Source organism: Arthrobacter sp. D1-17 (assembly GCF_054130535.1).
The window spans coordinates 2,650,758-2,673,859 of record NZ_CP096382.1 but is presented as its reverse complement, the minus strand read 5'-3'; the positions used below and the strand labels follow the sequence as shown (position 1 = coordinate 2,673,859).

The following is a 23,102-nucleotide window of genomic DNA, read 5'->3' as shown; positions in this document are numbered from 1 at the left end:
GACCTGCTGCGTCAGGCCGCCATTCTGCTCAGGCACGCGCCCAGCGGTACTCGTTTTCCGGTCGTCCGGGCGCCCCGTACCGCGCCGTACGGGAGACCGTCCCGGCGTCGGCAAGGTACTCCAGATAACGCCGGGCGGTGACCCGGGACATTCCCAGTGCGGTCATGACCTCGGTGGCTGAGACCGCGCCGGGCTGTTCCCGGATGAAGTCTCGGACGGCGTCGAGCGTGGAGGGTGAAAGACCCTTGGGCAGGGGCAGTTCCGACGGTGCCCGGAGACTGGCGAAGGCCTGGTCCACGTCGCTCTGGGAGGCACCGGCTTTGGCTGAGCCGGATCCTGAGGCCAGTTGCTCACGAAACTGGCGGTAGCTCGCCAGTTTGTCGGCGAAGGTCGCGAAGGTAAAGGGCTTAATGAGGTACTGCACGACGCCGATGGACACCGCGTTGCGCACGATGGTGAGTTCCCTGACGGCCGTGATTGCGATGATATCCGCAAAGTGGCCGGCGGAACGCATCCGTCGCGCGATATCCAGGCCGTGAAGGTCCGGCAGGTTCATGTCCAGGAGCACCAACTCCACAGGACTTCCGGCGGCCGCAAATTCCGTGAGCATCCGCAACGCCGACTGGCCGTCCGGCGCTGTGCCGGCCAGGACGAAGCCGGCCAGTCTTTCCACGTAGGCGGCATGCGCCGCTGAAGCGATCGGCTCGTCCTCGACCACGAGGACCCGGATGTCTGTCACGCTTGGTCCTCCAGGCGGCTGTGCGGGGCCGGCGGGGGAAGCACGACGTTGAAGCGCGCGCCGCCGCCGTTGCCGGAACTGGTGATCGTCATCGTACCGGCCAGCCGCTGGACCGCCTGCTTCACTAGGGCCAGCCCGAGACCGCGGCCAAAGGGTCCTGCCTCCTTGGTGCTGAAGCCGTAGCGGAAAATGTCGTCGACGGCACCGGGCTCAATGCCCTTGCCTGAATCCTGGACGGTGATGTCGAGCCCGCCGTGTTCGGACGTCACCGTCAGTTGGACACGCCTCGGGGCGGCGGCCTCGGCGGCAGCGTCAATTGCGTTGTCCAGGAGGTTGCCAAGGATGGTGACGAGGTCCTGGATGGCGATGCCCGCAGCCCCTGCCGCCGGGGATGCTTCGACGATCAGCTCCACGCCCCGTTCATGGGCCTCTGCGGCCTTGCCCATGATGAGCGCGCTGATCACGGGTTCCTGCACCGAGCCCACCATGTCGTCCGTGAGCTGCTGGCTCAGCTCAAGGTCGTGGGTCGCGAAGTCGAGCGCCTCATCCATCCGGCCGAGTTCCAGGAGCGACACCATGGTATGAAGCCGGTTGGCGTGCTCATGCGTCTGGGCGCGGAGGGCATCGGAGAGGGTCCGCATGGTCTCCAGTTCGCTTCCCAGGGATTCGATTTCCGTACGGTCCCTGATCGTGGCCACAGTGCCGAAGACCGCGGGCGGCCGTCCGGCCGGAGGGCCGGGGTCCACGGCCGGGCCCTGGTTCACCACGAGGACGCCTGAGTCCGTCAGATGGATCTCATCGTGGACGGTCCGGCCCGACTCGAACAGGGCCTTCAGGCTTGGCGCCAGCGGAAGGTCCCGGAGTGACGGAGCATCCGCGGGATCACTGCCAGAGCCCTTCGGTTCAAGGCCGAGCAGCTCAGCGGCTTGGTCGTTGTACATCACCACCCGTCCCTTGGGGTCGATGAGGATGATTCCCTCACGGACAGAGTGCAGCACGGATTCGTAGTAGGCAAAGAGCCGGGCAAGCTGTTCGGGCCCCCAGCCGCGGGTCACGCGGCGGAGGTAGCGCCCGAGCAGCCAGGACGTGAGCGAACCGCTTACGAGCAGTCCACCCGAGATGGCCAAAAGGGCGGGAATCCTCCCGCTCACGGCGACGTCGACTGTCCTGACCGTGACTCCGGCAGCCACGAGGGCCTTGACCGAACCGCCGGCGTCCTTGACCGGCGCGATGGTGCGTACGGAGGGACCCAGCGTGCCGGTGGCGATCTCGGTGAAAACCTTTCCCTCCAGGGCTTCGCCGATCGAACCGATGTAAGGCTGGCCGAGTTCCTCCCTTTGGGGGTGGGTCCACCGTGTCCTGTCCGGAGCCATGATCGTGATGAAGTCGGCGCCGGCGTCCTCCATGACGCGCAGGGCATAGGGCTGCAGCCGGGCGGAGGGGTCAGGGGAAGCAGCGGACTCCAGTACCAGGGGGTTGTCCGCAACGGCCACGGCCACCGCGGCCATCCTGCGTCCGGCCTCGGCATAGGTGCGGTCCCGGGCATCCACGAAGGCGGCTGTCCCCACGACAAGGGTGAGCGCCAGCACAAACAGCAGGTTGGCCACGAACAGCCGCTTGGCAATGCTCCAGTGGTGGATCACAACACCTCCCATGACCAATATGAACGCAACGGTGAGGCAAGTCACTTCATGCCCAATGATGGAAATCACACAAAGGACCGACGCGAAGAGCTCAGAGACTGTGCCGAAGCGTCTTCCAGATTATCCATAAGGAGACACATCATGGCTTCTCAACGAGGAGAGTCGGCTGCACCGGTCAAGACCGGGCGCAAAAGGCTGGACAAATCCCACTACCTTTACATCGCCGTCATCGCCGCCGTTATCCTGGGCGCCCTGGTGGGGCTGCTGTTCCCGGAGGTCGGAAAATCCCTGAAGCCCCTCGGCGACGGGTTCATCAAGCTCATCAAGATGATGATCGCTCCGATCATCTTCTGCACCATCGTGCTGGGCATCGGCTCCATTGCCAAGGCCGCAACCGTCGGCAAGGTTGGCGGGCTTGCCCTGGGCTACTTCGTCCTGATGTCCACGTTCGCCCTCGGCATCGGCCTCGTGGTCGGCAACCTGATCCACCCGGGCGAGGGCCTGAAGCTGGCCCCGTACGATCCCAACAAGAAGGCTGAAACCGACAGTACTGTAGCCTTCCTTCTCGGCATTATCCCCGGCGACATCCCGGTCCTGCCCACCCTCTTCGCCGCCATCCTCGTTGGCTTTGCACTGCAGAAGATGGGCGCTCAGGGCGCCCCCGTGCTCAGGGCCATCGGCCACGGCCAGGCTGTGGTCTTCCGCATCCTCATCATGATCATGTGGCTGGCTCCGGTGGGTGCCTTCGGCGCCATCGCCGCAGTTGTCGGTGCCACCGGCTTCCAGGCAATCGTGAGCATGTTCACCCTGATGGCGGCGTTCTACATCACCTGCGCACTGTTTATCGTCATCATCCTCGGCGGCCTCCTGCAGGTTGTGGCTGGCGTGAACATCTTCAAGCTGATGAAGTACCTGGCACGCGAATACCTCCTCATCTTCTCCACCTCCTCCTCCGAGGCAGCACTGCCCCGCCTGATCGCCAAGCTCGAGCACCTGGGTGTCTCCAAGCCGGTCGTCGGCGTTACCGTCCCCACCGGATACTCCTTCAACCTCGACGGCACGGCCATCTACCTGACAATGGCCTCCCTGTTCGTGGCCAACGCCATGGGAACCCCGCTGGACCTCGGTGCCCAGGTCTCCCTGCTGATCTTCATGATCATCGCCTCCAAGGGCGCTGCCGGTGTCACCGGCGCAGGCCTCGCCACGCTGGCCGCGGGCCTGCAGGCCCACAAGCCCGAACTCCTGGGCGGCGTCGGCATGATCGTTGGCATCGACCGGTTCATGTCCGAGGCCCGCGCCCTCACCAACTTCACCGGCAACGCGGTGGCCACGGTCCTGATCGGCACCTGGGTCAAGGAGATCGACGGCGTCCAGGTCCGGCGCGTCCTCTCCGGCGAGGAACCCTTCGACGAGCAGACCATGATTGCCACGCACCACGGTGTCCAGGAGACCCCGGCGCAGCAGCCCGTTCCGGCCAACGCGTAACTCCGGACAGACGGCGCCCCGGCGCCGAACGACCGCCCGCACAGGTACTCCTGTGCGGGCGGTTTTTGCATTCCCGGGACTAACCTTCGACCTCAGGTAAAAGGTAAAGGCTCAAATGCCATCAAAAGTCAAGTTTCACGGAATGCCGTGTCCGGAGCTGTAACCTTGGGTGGAAGAAGCATGGGAGCTGGGCAGTCAGCTTTAAGCACTCAGCTTGAGGCATCCAGCGGCAGAGAAAAATCACCGTCATCGAAAGTGTGGATAGATACGTGAGCAGCGAACAGGGTTCAGCAACTCTGGAAGGCACGGAACTCGACCTGGAAGACGCCGTGATGGGTCCCACAGGCCGCCCCCACCGCGATTTTCCGGAGCCCGCGCCGCTGTCCTCCCATGGACCGGCCCGCGTGATTGCAATGGTCAACCAGAAGGGCGGCGTTGGTAAAACCACGTCAACCATCAACCTTGCGGCAGCGCTTGCCGAATATGGCCGCCGCGTGCTGCTGGTGGACTTCGATCCCCAGGGCGCCCTGTCCGCGGGCTTGGGCGTCAATCCACACGAGCTGGACCTGACCGTGTACAACGTGCTGATGGACCGCAAGGTGGACATCCGAGAGGCGATCCACCAGACCGGCGTTGAAAACGTGGACCTGCTGCCCGCCAACATTGACCTCTCCGCTGCTGAGGTCCAGCTGGTCAACGAAGTGGCGCGCGAACAGGTGCTGGACCGCGCCCTGAAAAAGGTCGAGGACGACTATGACGTCGTTCTGATTGACTGCCAGCCGTCCCTAGGCTTGCTCACCGTGAACGCGCTGACCGCTGCCCACGGTGTCATCATTCCCCTGATCTGCGAGTTCTTTGCCCTCCGCGCTGTGGCGCTGCTCGTGGAAACCATCGACAAGGTCCAGGACAGGCTCAACCCGCGGCTGCAGGTGGACGGGGTGCTCGCCACGATGTACGACGCCCGGACCCTGCACAGCCGGGAAGTTATCTCCCGCCTCGTGGAAGCCTTCGGTGACAAGGTCTTTGAGACTGTCATCAAGCGTTCCATCAAGTTCGCAGACGCCACCGTCGCTGCAGAACCGATAACGAGCTATGCCGGCAACCACGTCGGTGCTGACGCCTACCGCCGCCTTGCCAAAGAACTCATTTCGCGCGGTGGCGCTCCCTAGCCTGGATTGTGTCTGGAGAGGGTGCCACGCCGGACGTTGCCGGGCAAGCCGTTAAGAAGCAGGGCTTTGAGGTCCGGCTCGCCAACTTCACCGGCCCGTTTGACCTCCTGCTGGGGCTGATCTCAAAGCACCAGCTGGACATCACCGAGGTGGCCCTGGCCACGGTGACCGACGAGTTCATCAAGTACATCCGGAACCTGCAGCAGCTGGGGGAGGAGTGGGCGCTTGACGAAGCCAGCGAGTTCCTGGTCATTGCTGCCACGCTGCTTGACCTCAAGGCCGCCCGGCTGCTTCCGGCCGGCGAAGTCGAGGACGAGGATGACATTGCCCTCCTGGAGGCACGGGACCTGCTGTTTGCCAGGCTCCTGCAGTACAAGGCGTTCAAGCAGGTTGCTGCCCTGATGGATGCCACCCTGGAGCTTGAGGCCCGCCGGTATCCGCGGCAGGTGGCGCTCGAGGAACATTTCGCGGCCATGCTTCCGGAACTCGTCTGGAAGCACACGCCGCAGCAGTTCGCCGTCCTGGCTGAAGCTGCGTTGAAACCCAGGGCGCCGGAGACCACCGAGGTGGGCCTGGCCCACCTCCACGGCAGCCCCGTCAGCGTCAAGGAGCAGGCGGAGCTGATCGGGCTGCGCCTGCAGGAGGGGAGGCCGCTGTCCTTCCGGGCACTGATTGCCAACGCGGAATCCACGCTGGTGGTGGTCGCGCGGTTCCTGGCCTTGCTGGAGCTGTTCCGCGACCAGGCGGTGGCCTTCGACCAGGTGGCGCCGCTCAGTGACCTGACCGTGCGGTGGACTGCCTCTGATGTGTGGAGCGGCGATCACCTGAGTGAAGAATATGAGGAGCAGACGTGAGCAAGTCCCAACCTACGCTGCCGGATGACGCAGTTAATCTGGCGGCGCTTCCCGGCGGTGCCCGGGCTGCCCTGGAAGCCGTACTGATGGTGCTGGACCAGCCGGCGTCCGCCACGGATCTGGCCGCCGGGCTGGACCTCACCGTCGAAACGGTGGAGCAGCTGCTGCTGGACCTGCAGCGCGAGTATGACGGCTATACTGTTAAAGCCCCGGATATGGAAATCGCCAGTGATGCTGGCCTTACCTCCAGCCCCCGGGGTTTTGAATTGCGGAACGTCGCCGGTGGCTGGCGCATCTACTCCCGTGCAGAATTCGCCGACATCGTTGGAGCATTCGTCTTGGAGGGCCAGACAGCCAGGCTGACGCAGGCAGCGCTTGAAACGCTCGCCGTCATCGCCTACAGGCAGCCCGTTTCGCGGGCCAGGGTGTCTGCAATTCGAGGGGTCAATGTTGACTCTGTCGTACGGACCCTGACCCAGCGCGGGCTGATCGAGGATGCCGGAACTGATCCGGAATCGGGCGCCGTCCTGTACCGGACGACGTCGTATTTCCTTGAACGCATGGGGATCGGCTCGGTGGCGGAGTTGCCTCAGATCTCACCGCACCTTCCGGGGCTTGATGGAATCGAAGAGTTCTACGACGCCGGAAGAATGTAGGCGCCTATGCCTGCGGAACAGTATTTACCAGGGCAGATTTAATCTGCAGGGCTGGCTAGTGTTGTCCTTGGACAACCGTTGCCGCTCAACATAACAAAGGACGGGTCATGACACAGGCGGGACGCCAGGGTTCACCACGTAACAGTTCAGGGCGTAAGGGTCCGGAGCGCGCTGCAGGGCAGGGCGGCCGGGGAGGCCAGCGCGGTACCGGATTCGGTTCAGGACAGCGCGATTTCTCCAAGGGAAGCGACCGGCCGTTCGGCGACCGTTCCCACCGGGCCCCCAAGCCCCGCGAGGAGCGCTTCGTCGATCCCGACGTTGCGGCTGCCGGCCAGGGCGGCAGGCTCTCCGCGGAGCGGAAGACCGGAGCCAAGCCGGCCGCACGCAAAACCGCGGCGCGCAAGCCTGGTGCCGGCAAGGCCCCGGGCACTCCCGGCGCGCTCAAGCCCAAGCCTCGCGCCGGAGCGCCCAAGACGGCCGCTTCGCGTGCCTTCGGAAGCGAACGCTTCGGGCAGAACCTCGGCCCTGTCCGCAAGCCTTCCCGGAAGCGCGGCCCGCGCGGCGACGTTCCGCAGTCGGAAGTGCACGACGCCGACGGCGTCCGCCTGCAGAAGGTCATGGCCTCCGCCGGCGTTGCCTCACGCCGCGTCTGCGAGGAGATGATCGCCGAAGGCCGCGTGGAGGTCGACGGCAAGGTCGTCACCGAGCTCGGCGTTCGTGTTGATCCCAAGACCGCCGTGATCCACGTGGACGGCCTGCGCATCCAGCTCGATGACACCCTGGTCTACATGGTGTTCAACAAGCCCAAGGGTGTTGTCTCCACCATGGAGGACCCTGAGGGACGTCCCTGCATCAGCGACTTCATCCGCAACAACCAGGGCGAACGGCTTTTCCATGTGGGACGCCTCGACGTCGCCACCGAGGGGCTGCTTTTGCTGACCAACGACGGCGAACTTGCCAACCGCCTGACACACCCTTCCTATGAGGTGCCCAAGACGTACCTGGTCCAGGTCCGCGGGCCCTTCCCCCAGGGTGTCGGCGCCCAGCTAAAGGCCGGCGTCGAGCTGGAAGACGGCATCGCCTCCGTAGACTCCTTCCGCCTTGTGGACTCGACCCCGGGCCACGTGCTGATCGAAGTGGTCCTGCACTCCGGGAAGAACCGGATCGTGCGCCGGCTCTTCGACGCGGTCGGTTTCCCTGTGCTGCGCCTGGTGCGCGTCAAGGTCGGCCCCATCGGGCTGGGGGACCAGCGCCAGGGAAGCATCCGCAACCTCGGCAAGCAGGAAGTCGGCCACCTGCTGGCATCCGTAGGGCTCTAGGGCATGTCGGCATTCCGCAATCACGGCCGCGGGCACCTGCGCGGCCCTGTCGTTGTTCTCGGCACGGGCCTGCTCGGGACCAGCATCGGCCTCGGCCTCCGCGGCCGCGGCGTTGCCGTCTACCTCTCCGATCCGTCGCCCACCAACCAGGCCGTCGCCGTCGACATCGGTGCTGGCCAGCCCCTCACGTCGCTGGGCGGGGAGCAGCCCGAACTCGTTGTCGTGGCGTCCCCGCCGGACGTGACGGCCGATGTCGTGGAGCGTGCGCTGTCCGAATACCCTGGCGCCACCGTGGTGGACATTGCCAGCGTCAAGGCGGCCATCCAGGCGGAGCTGCGCCGCCGGAACGTGGATCTTGGACGCTACGTCGGCACCCATCCCATGGCCGGGCGCGAGAAGTCCGGGCCGGTGGCAGCCCGCGGGGAGCTCTTCACCTCGATGCCGTGGGTGGTCTGCCCCTCGGAGGAATCGTCCGCCGTGTCGCTGCAGGTTGCCCGGGCCCTCGCCACCGACCTTGGCGCCTTGGTATCGCAATTCTCTGCCGAAGAGCACGACGAAGCGGTGGCGCTGGTGTCCCATCTGCCCCAGGTGATGTCGTCGCTGCTGGCCAGTAGGCTGCAGGGCACGCCTCTGCCTGCGCTGTCCCTCGCGGGCAACGGGCTCCGCGACGTGACCCGGATTGCCGCCAGCGATCCGACTCTGTGGGTGCAGATCCTCGGAGCGAACGCCGGCAAGGTGGTGGAGATCCTGTACGGCGTGCGGGAAGACCTGAACAGGCTGATCGGCACGCTGGAGGACCCCGCAGCGCCCGGCGCACGGCTGGACCTTGCCCAGCTGATGAGCGAGGGCAACGCCGGCCAGGCGCGCATCCCGGGCAAGCACGGCGGCCCGCCCCAGGCCTACTCGTGGCTCACGGTGCTCGTGGACGACCGACCGGGGCAAATTGCCCGCCTGCTGACAGAAATCGGCGAGATCGGTGTCAACGTCGAGGACCTACGGCTGGATCACTCGTCCGGACAGAACGTCGGGATGGTGGAACTGTCCGTTCTGCCGAACAGGCATGATCTCCTCATCGAAGCCCTTAACGACCGTGGATGGCGGGTATTGCAGTGACACAGGAACTTCTTGACACCATGCCGGCGCTCCGGCTGGGCCGCCCGCTGGTTGTTGCCATCGACGGGCCTTCGGGATCCGGCAAGTCGAGCGTGAGCAAGGAAGTGGCCCGGCGCCTTAACCTCGCCTACCTCGACACCGGCGCCATGTACCGTGCCCTGACCTGGTACTGCCTGGACCGCGCCACCGACCTCGGTGATGCCTCCGCCGTCGAGCTGGCCGCGGAAGACCTTCCGCTCGACATCAGCACCTGGCCCCACGAGGAGTACGTGCGGGTGGGCGGAACCGACGTCACCGAAGCGATCCGGGAGCCGAAAATCTCCTCAGCCGTCAGTGCTGTGGCCACTACGCTCGGCGCCCGGACCGAACTAATTCGCCGGCAGCGCGAGCTGATCGAAAAGCACCACCGCCGCATGGTGGTGGAAGGCAGGGACATCACCACCGTCGTCGTGCCCGGGGCCGAGGTCCGGATGCTGCTGACAGCCAGCGAAGAGGCTCGGCTGCGCCGGCGCGGAATCCAGCTCGGCGGCACGCAAAGCGCCGAGCAGCTTGCCGCCCAGGTGACCCAGCGCGACGCGAAGGACTCCACGGTTGTTAACTTCACCCAGGCCGCGGATGGCGTGGTGACCCTGGATTCCTCCGATCTGGATTTTGAACAGACCGTGGCGGCCGCGCTGCGGATTGTCACCAAAGTGATCAACCATGAGTGACCCCGTCCCTGAGCCGCCGCCAGCCGGAAACCGGGAAAAACGGGCGTGCTTCAATGGACAGGGCGAACAGACTTCACGTAGCAGCCGGGCCGCCGGCAGACCACCACTAAGGAAAATGCAATGAGCGACACCACTCAAACGTCCGGCCGCTCAGGCGCCGGCGAAGATGAATACACGCCCACCGGCGCCGACCAAGTGGCCGAGCACCTTGCCGCCATGGACGATGACGAGGCCGAACTCCGTGCGGCCTCGCTCCGGGCCGGGCTGGAAGATTACGAACTCGACGACGAAGACGCCGCCCTTCTGAGCGGCCACTACGACGACGAGGACCAGGAAGGTCCGGTCAAGCTGGACCCCGTCCTGGCGATCATCGGCCGTCCCAACGTCGGCAAGTCCACCCTGGTTAACCGCATCCTCGGCCGCCGCGAGGCGGTCGTTGAGGACACGCCGGGTGTGACCCGTGACCGTGTGATGTACTCCGCCAACTGGAACGGGCGCAATTTCACTCTTGTGGATACCGGTGGGTGGGAGCACGATGCCCGCGGCATCCACGCCAGGGTGGCGGAGCAGGCGGAAATGGCCGTCGAGCTCGCCGACGCGGTGCTGTTCGTCGTTGACTCCGCAGTCGGCGCGACGGCGACCGATGAAGCAGTCATGAAGATGCTGCGCCGGAGCAGGAAACCGGTCATCCTGGTGGCCAACAAGGTGGACGATTTTGCGCAGGAGGCGGACTCCGCCGTCCTGTGGGGCCTCGGCTTCGGCGAGCCCTACCCCGTCTCGGCACTGCATGGCCGCGGCGTGGCGGACCTGCTGGACCACGTCATGGACACGCTTCCGGAATTCTCCACGATCGAAGGCGTCGAACGCTCCGGCGGCCCCCGCCGTGTGGCGCTGATTGGCCGCCCGAACGTGGGCAAGTCATCCCTCCTGAACAAGCTGGCCGGTTCCGAACGGGTGGTGGTGGACAACATCGCCGGTACAACCCGGGACCCGGTGGACGAATTCATCGAGCTCGGTGGACGCACGTGGCGATTCGTCGACACCGCTGGTATTCGGCGCCGCCAGCACATGGCGCAGGGCGCTGACTTCTACGCCTCCCTGCGGACCCAAAGCGCGCTTGAAAAAGCGGAGGTCGCCGTCGTGCTTCTCGCCGTGGACGAGGTGCTCAGCGAGCAGGACGTCCGCATCCTCCAGCTGGCCATCGAATCCGGTCGCGCCCTGGTGCTTGCGTTCAACAAATGGGACCTTCTTGACGATGAGCGCCGCCGTTACCTGGAGCGTGAAATCGAGCAGGACCTGGCCCACGTTGAGTGGGCTCCGCGCGTGAACATCTCAGCCAAGACCGGCTGGCATAAGGATCGTCTCGTGCCCGCACTGGATGTTGCTTTGGAGAACTGGGACAAGCGCATCCCGACCGGACGGCTCAACGCGTTCCTGGGCGAGCTCGTGGCGGCGCACCCGCACCCGGTGCGCGGCGGCAAACAGCCGAGGATCCTCTTCGGCACCCAGGCCTCCAGCCGCCCACCGAAGTTCGTCCTCTTCACCACTGGCTTCCTCGACCCGGGATACCGCCGGTTTATCACCCGCCGGCTTCGGGAAACCTTCGGCTTCGAGGGAACACCCATTGAAGTCAGCATGCGTGTCCGTGAAAAGCGGGGAAAGAAGCGTTAATTTCGACACACCCGGCCCGTGACAACCGAAATTGTCACGGGCACCCTCCGGAATCGTGTAAGCTTTTGGAGGTGGTTCGGCCGGACTGCTGAAGTGAAATTCTTCTGAAATTCACGGCAGCGGAGAACGGCAGAACTGACGGGCTGTAGCGCAGCTTGGTAGCGCACTTGACTGGGGGTCAAGGGGTCGCAGGTTCAAATCCTGTCAGCCCGACCAGCTGAAAAACCGCTCTATTACTGGGATCTTGCCCGGTGATGGGGCGGTTTTTTCTTTGCCCTCGAACCGAAATACCGACTCGTGTGTGCAGTGCGTGTGCATCGGCTTCTTGGACGGCACCAAGGCGGACGCGTTCTCGGCTGCGTATCGGCTGGCGGAGGCAAACCAGATGTGCGTACAGGTCTGACGTCGTAGCCAGGTTGGAATGCCCCAGCCGTTTGGACACAATCGACATGTCAGCGCCGCCCGCGATAAGTAGGGAAGCATGCTCATGCCGGGAGCCGTGCAGGGTGGGTGTCGCGAGTCCGGCCTGTACCCGGATCTTGTCGGAGAGCCGCGTCGCGTAACAAGCTCGGCCCTCCGGAGCCGCGGCGACACGCCGCACCGTCACGGCACCCCTGCCGGTCTCTGTGCTCCGTCAGGAAGTCAACGATGTGATAGGTCCGGATGTCCGTGGGCGTCATTGCTCCCAGCGCCGAGGGGGCATACGCCTTCAGCGGAGCTAGCTACTAACGGTCCTTTCGACCGTTTTTCTGCCATAACTGAGTGGAGGTGGTCCGCTCCGCCCCCTTGCATCGGAGCGGACCACCTACTGCCGGCCCGTAGCCCCCCGGCGGACCCTGACCCGTAACCGAACTGTCCCGCAATCCTCGGTTACTGAAAGCGGCAGCCCGCCCCATTGGGGGTGAAGGCGGGCTACCTAACCGCCGCCGCGGAAGGCGTGCATCCAATGCGGCGGCTGCTATGGAGTGTACGGGCGGCACATCAAGGAACAGTCAACATTGGCGCAGCTTTTGGCGGTGGCTCGCCCCGTCCCCCATTTACCCGGGGCGCGCCACCTACCGCCGCCGTAGATCCAGCAACTGGCCGCTAGGGCGGGCGGTAAAGGGAGCATACGCCATGCAAGTAAACGCCCTGTAACCACGCAGCAGCCTTATCAAGTTGAGGGATTAAGTACCGCGGCGTAGCGTCATAACCGGCAGCCCCTCGCGTGTCCCCCCAGAGTGCGGGGGGCTGCTTGAACGTCAAGAACCCCCGCCGGCCAGGCCAGAGAGGCTGACGGGGGTTCTTCCTGCCTAAAGCACCTTGGGAAAACGCTACTTCTTTTCCTCAATGGCAATGGTTCAGGAGCCGAAGTTTGCGGCCTTCACATCAAGGAAGCAGTTACCCGCGTCCTTGTGGATGGCAGTTTCTCCGGCTTCGTCTTCCTGGAGCATCTTGATGGGAATGCCTCCGTCTTTCAGGATTCGGTGCACTCTTCCTCCGAGGGCACCAGAGTGGTACGCCCGTTTGGGGTGTGGACCGGTGCGGCTGGTTTGCCCTGTCGAGGGAAACCCGTGGTGTGCAGATTTCGCAGTGGCGGTTAATGCGCAGGACTTGCTTATGACCTCCGACACTTCCTGCCCTAACAGCGATCCTCGGCAGCACAGCCTCAGTTGGTGCAGCCAAAGCCAGCTATTTCAGGAAACGGGACGTCCGGCGGTCCGCCAGGACCTTGCCCTTCGTTTGGCAGGTGGGGCAGTACTGGAGGGCTGTGTCCGCGAAGGACACTTCACGGACCGTGTCCCCGCACACCGGGCATGACAGCCCGGCCCGGCCATGGACGTTCATGCCGCCGCGCTTCGTGTCCTTCAGGTCTTCCGGAGCCTTGCCCAGTGCCTCCTGCACCGCGGCCCCGAGAACGTCATGAATGGCCGTATGGAGGACCCGCGCGGTTTCCTTGTCCAGCGAATGAGCCATGGTGTACGGCGAGATCCTTGCAGCGTGAAGGATCTCGTCGCTGTAGGCGTTGCCGATTCCGGCCATCACGTTCTGGCTCCGCAGGACGCCCTTGATCTGGTGGGGACTGGCAGCAAGGATGGCCTGCAGGTTCTCGACGCTGAACCGCGGGTCCAGCGGGTCGGGTCCAAGGGCCGCAATTCCCGGTACCTTATGGGGATCCGTTACCACGTAGACAGCGAGACTCTTCTTGGTGCCTGCCTCGGTGAGATCGACCCCCAAATGGCCGCCGTCCTGTCCCGCAAACGTGAGCCGTGCGGCGATGGGGCCTTTGCCGGGCCGCAGCGGCACCTCCGAGGGAGACTCCGTGTAACGCACCCAGCCCGCCCGCGCCAGGTGAAAAACGAAGTAAAGGCCGCCGGCCTCCAGGCTAATGAACTTGCCGAAGCGCCGGACGCTGGCCACCGTGCGGCCTTCCAGGGCCGTGTAGGGCGGATCAGCGGTCTTGAGGACGGCCACGGAAAGGACCTGAAGTTTCGTCAGCACGGCGCCCTGGAGGTGTGTGCCGAGAAAGGCTGTCAGGCCCGCTACTTCGGGTAGTTCTGGCATGCCCCAACTCTGGCACAACGACCGAGGCGTGTCAGCGCCTGAGCTGGCCTAACGCTGTTTCGGTCCCCTTTGCGGTCCGGGGCTTGTGTCTATACTTTCAGCGGTGGCTTGTTCCTGCGCCGCCGTTGACATTGGTGATTGACCCGATGAAAGGCCCCTGATGAGCAACATTCCCTCAGATCTGTCCTACACCGCCGAACACGAGTGGGTGTCCGCGCCGAATGCCGACGGAGTGGTCAGGGTCGGGATCACCGACTTCGCCCAGGACGCCCTAGGGGACGTCGTCTACGCCCAGATGCCCGAAGTCGGGACTACTGTCACAGCGAACGACGTGATCGGCGAGGTCGAGTCCACCAAGAGCGTCAGCGATATCTACGCTCCGGTGACCGGTGAAATTGTTGCCCGGAACGACGCGCTTGACACGGATTCTGCCCTCATCAATTCCGATCCGTACGGCGACGGCTGGCTCATCGAGGTCAAGCTCGCGGAACCTGATGCAGTGGACTCCCTGCTCAGTGCATCCGAGTACGAACAACAGGTAGGCTAAAGCTAGCTGTTCCCGCCGGACCGGACCATGGATTTCATCGTATTGATTCCAGTGGTCCGGGCGGCGGACAGCGAACCCGGAGCTGCCAGGCAGTTTCCGGACGATACGCGTTGATTGCAGGGGGACATCTGCAACGAAGGAGGAGGAATCCATGGTTGGCGGCGAACAGAACCACACCAGCGGTGATTACGGCACGGGCGTGGGCAGGGCTTCGGAGACAACCTCGATCAACCTCACTCCCGTCCGTGACGAGCCGACGATCGTGCCCAAGCTTTCGCCCGAGGAGAGGACTGCCGTAGAGGCATTGCCGGCCGGTTCGGCACTGCTGGTAGCGCACAGCGGCCCCAACGCGGGCGCCCGTTTCCTGCTTGACTCCGACGTCACCACGGCCGGACGGCACCCTGATGCGGATATTTTCCTTGACGACGTGACCGTCTCGCGCCGCCATGTCGAGTTCCGCCGCACCGCCCGCAGCTTCGAGGTCGTGGACACGGGCAGCCTCAACGGCACCTACGTCAACCATGACCGCGTGGATAGCTTGGAGCTGAAGTCCGGAAACGAAGTCCAGATCGGCAAGTTCCGACTCACCTTCTACCTGAGCCCTGCCCGCACAGCAGGACGCGTCTGATTCGGAGCGGCTGCCTGTGGCAATGGCACAACCGGAGCGCCGGGGACCCCTGGTCCTGAATATCGGGGAGGTCCTCGCTCAGTTGAGCGACGATTTCCCGAGCATGACGGCGTCGAAAATCAGATTCCTTGAAGAAAAGGGGCTCATCAATCCCCGGCGCACCCCTGCCGGCTACCGGCAGTATTCAGATGGCGACGTCGAACGTCTGCGCTTTGTCCTGTCGCTGCAGCGCGACCAGTACCTGCCCTTAAAGGTGATCAAGGACTACCTTGACGCCATTGACCGCGGTGAGCGGCCGGAGAACCTTCCGCCGGGTGTCACCGTTTCCCCGCGGATTGTTTCCGATGAGCTTGCAGCTGAGCTGCAGAACAAGTCACGCAAGCTCAGTGAGGAGCAGTTGCGGGCGGAGTCCGGCGCGAGCGTTCCGCTGGTGCAGTCGCTGCTGAGCTTCGGCCTCATCGGCCACACGAACGGCATGTTCGATGAGCACGCGCTGCAGGTGGCACGCGCCTGCGTCCAACTGGAGGGGCACGGACTGGAGCCCCGTCATCTCCGTCCCTTCCAGGCTGCCGCCGAGCGGGAGTTCGGACTGGTGGAACGGGCAGTGGCGACGCTGACATCCCGCAGGGACGCAGCTTCGCAGGCACGGGCAGCCGAGGCGGCCCGCGAAATCAGTGACCTCTGCCTGACGCTGCACCGGGCTCTGGTCCAGGACCGTATCTCACGGATGGAAATCTGATGATCGAAGTCGAGATTGTGGGCGTCCGGATAGAGCTGCCCTCCAACCAGCCCCTGGTCCTGCTGCGCGAGATGCACGGCGAACGGCACGTGCCCATCTGGATCGGCACGCCGGAAGCGAGTGCCATCGCCTTGGCACAGCAGGGCGTGGTTCCGCCGCGGCCCATGACGCACGACCTTCTGGTGGACGTCGTCGAGACGCTGGGGCACTCCGTCGTGAGCGTCAACATTGTGGCTGTGGAAGACAACATCTTCTACGGGCAGCTCCAGTTTGATAACGGCGCAACCGTCAGCTCCCGGGCGTCCGATGCACTGGCCATTGCGCTCAGGGCCAAGTGCCGTATCTGGTGCGCGGATTCAGTCATGGACGAGGCCGGTGTACGGATCACCGAACACGACGAGGGGGAGGACACCGAGCCGGGTCCCGCCGTCGACGAGGAGCGCGAACTGCGAAAGTTCCGCGAGTTCCTGGACGACGTGGAACCGGAAGATTTCGACGGCTGAGGTAACGTTAAGGTTAAACTTAAGGCTGAAACTTTCGACACGCCGTTTATATGGGCGCAGGGTCTTTGACCTTGGGCCGCGGCGGGCCTAACGTCGAAGGTACCAAGTTCCCATTGCATACGACAGCCGCGCAAGTCACACTGGAAAGTGCTACTCCGGCCAAATTACACGCATGATCTTCGTCGTGATCATCATGTCTGTAGGGCTGTTGCGGCAGACTTCCCCAGGGGAGCTCATGACAAGGAGGATCCACGTGAGTCCGAAAGGCGAAGCAGGCGAGCTGAAGCAGTCTTCGACGGCCGGCGTAGCTGTGCCTGTAAGTGGCGCTCAGGGCCTTCTCTTCACTGAGGACCTTCCGGTGCTGGACGAAGATGCAGGCTACCGGGGCCCCACCGCCTGCAAGGCGGCGGGCATCACCTACCGCCAACTGGACTACTGGGCCCGGACGGGCCTGGTGGAACCCGCAGTCCGCGGTGCCGCCGGCTCGGGATCGCAGCGGCTCTACGGCTTCCGTGACATCCTCGTCCTCAAGGTGGTCAAGCGTCTGCTTGATACCGGCGTATCGCTGCAGCAGATCCGCTCCGCCGTGGAACACCTTCGTGAGCGGGGCGTTGAAGACCTGGCGCAAATCACCCTTATGAGCGATGGCGCCAGTGTCTACGAGTGCACCTCCGCCGACGAAGTCATCGACCTGGTGCAGGGCGGTCAGGGCGTCTTTGGCATCGCCGTCGGACGTGTCTGGCGTGAAGTTGAAGGCAGCCTTGCCTCTCTGCCGAGCGAGCACGCCTCCGAGCAGAACTTCCCGGATGACGAACTGAGCAAGCGCCGCGCGGCGCGCAAGATCGGCTAGGTTTACGAACCCTGCGGGACGGTCGACGAGGTGCTGTCCAGCGGGACGTTGCTGGGTCCGTTGACGACGTTATGCTGCTCGACCCACCCGGATCCATCCAGCCAGAGGGCGTCCCGAACAGCCACCAGGATGTTGTCGCGGATAACCGTCGTGGATGGACAGGACGCGTGGCAGACAACACCGCGGGAGTTTCTGCCGTTCAGCCAGACCGTGTTGAATTCGAAAGTGGTGCTGTTGGTAGGGCCGTACTGCGAATCCGGGCCACGGATGATCAGTCCCACCGCCTCGGCGCAGTCCGCGCCGCACGTGGAGCGGACCAGGTTGTAGCGGAAAACATTGCCGTCGGCCGCGCCGTCAGAACGGCCAACTTCGGAGAACACGTTGTTGTCGATGGCGTGGTTGTGGTGGATGTTATTGCGGCTGCCGTCGTAGATCTCGAAGGCGCCGCCGTCCATGCCGTAGTCGAAGGAGGCAGCCGTGGAGCCGGTGACGGTGTTGCCGAAAAACTCGTTGTCGTTGCCGTTGATCAGTACGCCGAAGGCTCCTGAGTCATCGGTGCAGTCCGTCGCCTCCGCCGTGCCGCACTGACGTCCGGGCGTATTGACGTTCATGACGTTGTTGTTTTTCAGGACGTTGTTGGAGTAGGTGCTGAAGTCAGAGCCTGTGCCCACCTTGATTCCGGCGGCGTTGTCGGAGGCTTCGGAATTTTTCACCGCAACGTAGTCGCCGGACACATTGAAGCCCGCGTACCCGCAGTTTGTGGCCCGCAGACCCTCCACCTCGATGTAGCTGCCGTTCAGTCGGAAGCAGCTTCCACCCTCCCCGCTGGTCACCGTGGGCAAATTCCCGCTTCCGTAGCTGTTCAACCTGATCGTCGAGTCCGCGGTGCCGCTTTCGTCCAGAACGACGTTGCCCGCCCACTCATCACCCCTGCGGAAACTTATGGAATCGCCGGGATTGAAAGTCGTTGTATTGACCTTCGTTAGCGACTGCCAGGGCGAATCGGGGGAAGTTCCGGAGTTGCTGTCACTACCGAGAGCGCTGATGTAGTAGCGGGTGAACGGGGTCGACCGGCTCACTGTGGAAACCCAGGCCATCAACAGGACCACCAGGAGGACAAGCGCCAGCGCCGCGGCCCGTGTGGCATTTGCTCTCATGATGGCACCTGCGGGGAGGCGGACGACGAGGGACTCTAAACGGCTCCGGACTACGGCTGGCTTCCGCTGGCCGTATCCGGAGCCGCAATGCTATAGAGCGGCCGTCGTCAAAGTCAATGGCCGTGGCCCCTAGCGGTTGACCCGGCTGCGGTTCGCCCTGCCCGCGGACATCAGATTGGCCAGGAGAGTGTCGAAGAGGGCCGCGGTTGATTTGGCGGAGTCGCCCGGCCAGTGGTGGATGGAGTGGGCAGCGCCTTGGATCTGCTGCCAGTTTGCCTGCTCCGGGATGTGTGGCGCGAGCAGGAGATCACCGAACATGGACTGCATCTCGGCCAGCCGGAACGCGTGCTCGGAGGATCCAGTACGAACGCGGTTGGCCACGATGCCTGCCGGTGTGAGGTTAGGGGCGAATTCCTGCCGGAAGAGCTGGATGGCGCGCATTGTGCGCTCAGTGCCGGCCACGGAGAACAGGCCTGGTTCTGCCACGAGGGCCACTTTGGTACTTGCCGACCACGCCATGCGCGTCAGGCCATTCAAAGAAGGAGGGCAGTCCACGAGTACCAACTGGTATGTGTCCGTTCCAGCCAGCACCGCGGTCAACCGGCGAAGGTCCCTCTTGCCAAGGTCCGGGCGGTCGTAGATGCCGGTGTAGGCCGAGCCCACGGCGACGTCCAGGACGGCGGGTGCGGAACCATTGGTTGCCACCCGCGTGGTCCAGCCGCTGGGCACTACGTTTTCGGGAAGCTTGGCCTTGCGTGGATTCTTCAGCATCCGGCCGATGTCCAGCTTGTCGCTCGGCTGCACTCCCAAGGCTGTGCTGGCATCGGCATGGGGATCCAGGTCCACAACGAGGGTGGGGATACCGGCGGCCAGTGCCGCAGACGCCAATCCGGTTGTGACGGATGTCTTGCCGACACCGCCTTTGAGGCTGCTGATGCTGACTACTTGCACTTGAAAAACCAATACCTAACGCCGGTTGCCGTGTTCGGGTAGTTGCTGCTCCGGTCCTGCCGGAACGGGGACAGGGTTCGCCGCCCCACCCATCATATGTTGACCGGGTGCCCAAACCCTTTTTATCTGCCTCCGGCGCATGGCTTAGTGGGCAGGCAGTTGCCGACTGTCCGCCGGCCCGGCTGCCGGACGTTGTCCGGATACCGCTGCTGGGGCCAGCACAGCATGATTGTGGCCTCGAAATGACGGATAATTTGTGATGGTGGACACAATGATTTGTGTTTCAATACGCGCGTCTTACACACTGTGACGACACTTACCGAACCACCCGCGATGATGCAGGAGAAGTATGTTTTCCAAGATTCTGGTGGCCAACCGCGGCGAGATCGCAATCCGTGCTTTCCGCGCAGGCTACGAACTCGGCGCCAAGACAGTCGCCGTGTTCCCCAACGAGGACCGTAACTCGATCCACCGCCAGAAGGCCGACGAGGCATACCTCATCGGTGAAGAGGGCCACCCCGTACGCGCATACCTGGACGTTGACGAGGTCATCCGGGTCGCCAAGGAATCCGGAGCCGACGCCATTTACCCCGGCTACGGCTTCCTCTCGGAGAACCCGGACCTGGCCCGGGCCGCCAAGAACGCCGGCATTACTTTCGTCGGCCCCCCCGCTGAAGTCCTGGAACTTGCCGGCAACAAGGTTGCCGCCCTGGAGGCTGCCCGCAAGGCCGGCGTCCCCGTCCTGAAGTCAAGCGCGCCCTCAAAGGACCTCGACGAGCTCATCGCCGCAGCGGACGAAATCGGCTTCCCGATCTTCGCGAAGGCGGTTGCGGGCGGCGGCGGACGCGGCATGCGCCGGGTCAACACCCGCGAAGCGCTGCCCGAAGCGCTGCAGTCCGCCATGCGCGAGGCCGACGCCGCATTCGGCGACCCCACCATGTTCCTGGAGCAGGCGGTGCTCCGTCCCCGGCACATCGAAGTGCAGATCCTGGCCGACGCCGAAGGCAACGTCATGCATCTCTTCGAGCGTGACTGCTCCATCCAGCGCCGCCACCAGAAGGTTATCGAGATCGCCCCGGCGCCCAACCTCGACGAGGGCATCCGCCAGGCCCTGTACCGCGACGCTGTCAAATTCGCCAAGGCCCTGAACTACGTCAACGCCGGTACCGTGGAGTTCCTTGTGGATACGGTAGGGGAGCGCGCCGGCCAGCACGTCTTCATCGAAATGAACCCCCGCATCCAGGTGGAGCACACGGTCACCGAAGAGGTTACCGACGTCGACCTGGTGCAGGCACAGATGCGGATCGCCTCGGGCGAGACTCTGGCCGACCTCGGCTTGTCGCAGGAGACGGTATTCCTTAAGGGTGCGGCGCTGCAGTCGCGCATCACCACGGAGGATCCGGCCAACGGCTTCCGCCCCGACGTCGGAAAGATCACCGGCTACCGCTCGGCCGGCGGTGCCGGTGTAAGGCTCGACGGCGGCACGGTCTACTCGGGTGCCGAAATCAGCCCCCACTTCGACTCCATGCTCGTCAAGCTCACCTGCCGCGGCCGGGACTACCCGGCCGCAGTGGCCCGGGCCCGACGTGCCCTCGCAGAGTTCCGTATCCGTGGCGTATCCACGAACATCTCATTCCTGCAGGCCGTGCTGGACGACCCGGACTTTATCGCCGGGAACGTGGCCACATCCTTCATCGATGAGCGCCCCCAGCTGCTGAAGGCCCGCGTTTCAGCGGACCGCGGCACGAAGCTGCTGACCTGGCTGGCTGAGGTCACCGTCAACAAACCAAACGGTGAGCTCACAGTCCACACCGATCCTGCCGAGAAGCTTCCGGTCGTGAAGGGGAGCGAGCCGCAGCCGGGCTCGCGCCAGCGCCTACAGGAACTGGGCCCGGAAGGCTTCGCCCGTGCCCTGCGTGAGCAGACGGCCGTGGCGGTCACGGACACCACGTTCCGCGACGCGCACCAGTCGCTGCTGGCCACCCGCGTCCGCACCAGGGACCTGGTTGCCGCCGCACCCGCTGTGTCCTCGCTGCTGCCGGAACTGCTCTCGGTCGAGGCCTGGGGCGGCGCCACCTACGACGTCGCCCTGCGTTTCCTGGGCGAGGACCCCTGGGACCGCCTGGCTGCGCTGCGTAAGGCCATGCCGAACATCTGCCTGCAGATGCTGCTCCGCGGCCGGAACACGGTGGGTTACACACCGTACCCGGAGGAAGTGACGGAGGCCTTCGTCAACGAGGCGGCCGCCACGGGCATTGACATCTTCCGCATCTTCGATGCGCTGAATGACGTCAACCAGATGGCTCCGGCCATCCGCGCCGTGCGCGCCACGGGTACCGCCGTCGCCGAAGTGGCGCTCTGCTACACCGGGGACATGCTGGACCCGAATGAAAAGCTGTACACGCTGGACTACTACCTGCAGCTGGCGGACAGGATTGTCGAGGCAGGCGCGCACATCCTCGCCATCAAGGATATGGCCGGCCTGCTGCGCCCGGCAGCCGCCGCGAAGCTCGTGACGGCACTCCGGGAACGGTTCGACCTCCCCGTCCACCTGCACACGCACGACACCGCCGGCGGGCAGCTCGCCACCTTGTTTGCGGCAGTGAACGCCGGCGTTGACGCCGTCGACGTCGCCTCGGCCTCCTTGGCCGGAACCACGAGCCAGCCTTCTGCGTCCGCGCTGGTTGCAGCGCTGGCCCACACTGAGCGCGACACCGGGCTCAGCCTTGCCTATGTCAGCTCCCTGGAACCCTACTGGGAAGCCGTGCGCCGCGTGTACGCGCCGTTCGAGTCCGGCCTGCCGGGCCCCACCGGCCGGGTCTACCAGCACGAAATTCCGGGCGGGCAGCTGTCCAACCTCCGGCAGCAGGCCATGGCCCTGGGCCTGGGCGAACGCTTCGAAGCCATCGAAGACATGTACACCGCCGCGGACCGCATCCTGGGCCATCTGGTGAAGGTCACGCCTTCCTCCAAGGTGGTGGGTGACCTAGCCCTGCACCTTGTCGGGCTGAACGCCGATCCCGCGGACTTCGAAGAGAACCCGCAGAACTATGACATCCCGGACTCGGTCATTGGCTTCCTGTCCGGCGAGCTCGGCGATCCTCCTGGAGGCTGGCCGGAACCGTTCCGCACCAAGGCACTGCAGGGGCGGAGCATCAAGGTCCGCGACGCGGAGCTCAGCGCGGAAGACAGCGCAGCTCTTAAGGGTGACTCAAAGACCAGGCAGCAGACGCTGAACCGCCTGCTCTTCGCCGGGCCGACCAAGGACTACCAGAAGAGCGTGGAAACCTACGGCAACGTTTCCGTCCTGGACACCCGCGACTACCTTTATGGTCTGCAGCGCGGCCAGGAGCACGTGATCCAGCTCGAAAAGGGTGTCCGCCTTATCGCCTCGCTGGAGGCCGTTTCGGAGCCGGACGAGAAGGGCATGCGCACCGTCATGTGCACGCTCAACGGGCAGTCCCGTCCTGTCTCGGTCCGCGACAAGTCCGTGATCAGCAACGTCAAGGCAGCCGAGAAGGCCGATCCCGCCCAACCGGGACAGGTCGCTGCGCCGTTCGCCGGCGCCGTCACGGTCACCGTCAGGATCGGCGACACGGTCAAGGCCGGTGACACCGTCGCCACGATCGAGGCCATGAAGATGGAGGCGTCCATCACAACGCCGGTTGCGGGCAAGGTGACGCGGATTGCCATCTCCGCTGTGGAACAGGTACAGGGCGGAGACCTGCTGCTCGTCGTTGAGTAGGAGCGTCGAGTAGGAGCCGGTCGGGTAGCGGCCAGTCCAACCGAAAGAGCCCCGCCGGAGGAATTCCGGCGGGGCTCTT

The 23,102-nt window shown here is 64.4% G+C and carries 21 protein-coding genes and 1 tRNA gene; 15 read left to right on the top strand and 7 right to left on the bottom strand.

The features are described from left to right. Window positions 1-28: 28 nt before the first annotated feature. Entirely contained in the window at window positions 29-739 is a 711-nt protein-coding gene (locus tag M1E01_RS12445; protein WP_457971898.1) for a response regulator, read from the bottom strand. Then, window positions 736-2,382 carry a sensor histidine kinase gene (locus M1E01_RS12440; RefSeq protein WP_457974956.1) on the bottom strand — a complete coding sequence of 549 codons (1,647 nt, stop codon included), beginning with the start codon at window positions 2,380-2,382 and terminating at the stop codon, window positions 736-738. The genes M1E01_RS12445 and M1E01_RS12440 overlap by 4 nt, the downstream gene beginning before the upstream one ends. Window positions 2,383-2,523: 141 nt before the next feature. On the opposite strand from M1E01_RS12440, the gene M1E01_RS12435 reads away from it, so the two are divergent. The 9 genes from M1E01_RS12435 to M1E01_RS12395 all read left to right on the top strand — a co-directional run bounded on the left by M1E01_RS12435 (window position 2,524) and on the right by M1E01_RS12395 (window position 11,575). Continuing rightward, a complete protein-coding gene (locus M1E01_RS12435; RefSeq protein WP_457971897.1) occupies window positions 2,524-3,867 on the top strand; it encodes a cation:dicarboxylate symporter family transporter in 1,344 nt (447 codons plus the stop codon). Between the two features lie 269 nt (window positions 3,868-4,136). Further along, the gene (locus M1E01_RS12430) at window positions 4,137-5,036 is read left to right on the top strand and encodes a ParA family protein (protein ID WP_457971896.1); all 900 of its coding nucleotides are present in this window, start codon (window positions 4,137-4,139) and stop codon (window positions 5,034-5,036) included. A gap of 8 nt (window positions 5,037-5,044) precedes the next feature. Further along, complete coding sequence (locus M1E01_RS12425; protein WP_457971895.1) at window positions 5,045-5,890, top strand: segregation and condensation protein A; 846 nt, start codon at window positions 5,045-5,047, stop codon at window positions 5,888-5,890. A gap of 86 nt (window positions 5,891-5,976) precedes the next feature. Then, window positions 5,977-6,546, top strand: a complete 570-nt coding sequence (scpB, locus tag M1E01_RS12420) for an SMC-Scp complex subunit ScpB (RefSeq protein WP_457974955.1) — start codon at window positions 5,977-5,979, stop codon at window positions 6,544-6,546. A gap of 107 nt (window positions 6,547-6,653) precedes the next feature. Then, window positions 6,654-7,865, top strand: a complete 1,212-nt coding sequence (locus M1E01_RS12415) for a pseudouridine synthase (protein WP_457971894.1) — start codon at window positions 6,654-6,656, stop codon at window positions 7,863-7,865. Between the two features lie 3 nt (window positions 7,866-7,868). Continuing rightward, window positions 7,869-8,978, top strand: coding sequence for a prephenate dehydrogenase (locus M1E01_RS12410; RefSeq protein WP_457971893.1), 1,110 nt, complete (start codon window positions 7,869-7,871; stop codon window positions 8,976-8,978). Beyond that, on the top strand, window positions 8,975-9,688 hold the full coding sequence (gene cmk, locus M1E01_RS12405) for a (d)CMP kinase (RefSeq protein WP_457971892.1): 714 nt from the start codon (window positions 8,975-8,977) through the stop codon (window positions 9,686-9,688). The genes M1E01_RS12410 and cmk overlap by 4 nt, the downstream gene beginning before the upstream one ends. A gap of 120 nt (window positions 9,689-9,808) precedes the next feature. Continuing rightward, window positions 9,809-11,359: a ribosome biogenesis GTPase Der gene (gene der, locus M1E01_RS12400; protein ID WP_457971891.1), complete on the top strand. Its 1,551-nt coding sequence runs from the start codon at window positions 9,809-9,811 to the stop codon at window positions 11,357-11,359. A 139-nt stretch (window positions 11,360-11,498) separates the two neighbouring features. Continuing rightward, window positions 11,499-11,575 (top strand) — tRNA-Pro (locus M1E01_RS12395). Here M1E01_RS12395 and M1E01_RS12390 read toward each other — a convergent pair. From M1E01_RS12390 to M1E01_RS12380, 3 genes are all read right to left on the bottom strand, one after another. Continuing rightward, complete coding sequence (locus M1E01_RS12390; protein WP_457974954.1) at window positions 11,538-11,960, bottom strand: tyrosine-type recombinase/integrase; 423 nt, start codon at window positions 11,958-11,960, stop codon at window positions 11,538-11,540. The genes M1E01_RS12395 and M1E01_RS12390 overlap by 38 nt on opposite strands. Before the next feature lie 739 nt (window positions 11,961-12,699). Then, window positions 12,700-12,831, bottom strand: coding sequence for a hypothetical protein (locus M1E01_RS12385; protein WP_457971890.1), 132 nt, complete (start codon window positions 12,829-12,831; stop codon window positions 12,700-12,702). 199 nt (window positions 12,832-13,030) lie between these two features. Further along, complete coding sequence (locus M1E01_RS12380) at window positions 13,031-13,903, bottom strand: Fpg/Nei family DNA glycosylase (protein WP_457971889.1); 873 nt, start codon at window positions 13,901-13,903, stop codon at window positions 13,031-13,033. Between the two features lie 160 nt (window positions 13,904-14,063). Here M1E01_RS12380 and gcvH point away from each other — a divergent pair, with 160 nt between their 5' ends. The 5 genes from gcvH (at window position 14,064) to M1E01_RS12355 (ending at window position 17,170) form a co-directional block, all read left to right on the top strand. Further along, window positions 14,064-14,450 (top strand): glycine cleavage system protein GcvH, encoded by a 387-nt coding sequence (gcvH, locus tag M1E01_RS12375; protein WP_457971888.1) that lies wholly within the window; start codon window positions 14,064-14,066, stop codon window positions 14,448-14,450. A gap of 151 nt (window positions 14,451-14,601) precedes the next feature. Beyond that, window positions 14,602-15,078 (top strand): FHA domain-containing protein, encoded by a 477-nt coding sequence (locus M1E01_RS12370; RefSeq protein WP_457971887.1) that lies wholly within the window; start codon window positions 14,602-14,604, stop codon window positions 15,076-15,078. A gap of 22 nt (window positions 15,079-15,100) precedes the next feature. Continuing rightward, the gene (gene ftsR, locus M1E01_RS12365; RefSeq protein ID WP_457971886.1) at window positions 15,101-15,817 is read left to right on the top strand and encodes a transcriptional regulator FtsR; all 717 of its coding nucleotides are present in this window, start codon (window positions 15,101-15,103) and stop codon (window positions 15,815-15,817) included. After that, window positions 15,817-16,320 (top strand): bifunctional nuclease family protein, encoded by a 504-nt coding sequence (locus M1E01_RS12360; RefSeq protein WP_457971885.1) that lies wholly within the window; start codon window positions 15,817-15,819, stop codon window positions 16,318-16,320. The genes ftsR and M1E01_RS12360 overlap by 1 nt, the downstream gene beginning before the upstream one ends. 253 nt (window positions 16,321-16,573) lie before the next feature. Further along, a complete protein-coding gene (locus tag M1E01_RS12355) occupies window positions 16,574-17,170 on the top strand; it encodes a MerR family transcriptional regulator (RefSeq protein ID WP_457971884.1) in 597 nt (198 codons plus the stop codon). 2 nt (window positions 17,171-17,172) lie between these two features. On the opposite strand, the gene M1E01_RS12350 is transcribed toward M1E01_RS12355, so the two are convergent. Further along, a complete protein-coding gene (locus M1E01_RS12350; protein WP_457971883.1) occupies window positions 17,173-18,327 on the bottom strand; it encodes a hypothetical protein in 1,155 nt (384 codons plus the stop codon). A 129-nt stretch (window positions 18,328-18,456) separates the two neighbouring features. Further along, complete coding sequence (locus M1E01_RS12345; RefSeq protein WP_457971882.1) at window positions 18,457-19,278, bottom strand: ParA family protein; 822 nt, start codon at window positions 19,276-19,278, stop codon at window positions 18,457-18,459. Window positions 19,279-19,627: 349 nt separating this feature from the next. Here M1E01_RS12345 and M1E01_RS12340 point away from each other — a divergent pair, with 349 nt between their 5' ends. Continuing rightward, window positions 19,628-23,023, top strand: a complete 3,396-nt coding sequence (locus M1E01_RS12340) for a pyruvate carboxylase (RefSeq protein ID WP_457971881.1) — start codon at window positions 19,628-19,630, stop codon at window positions 23,021-23,023. The last annotated feature ends 79 nt before the right edge of the window (window positions 23,024-23,102 follow it).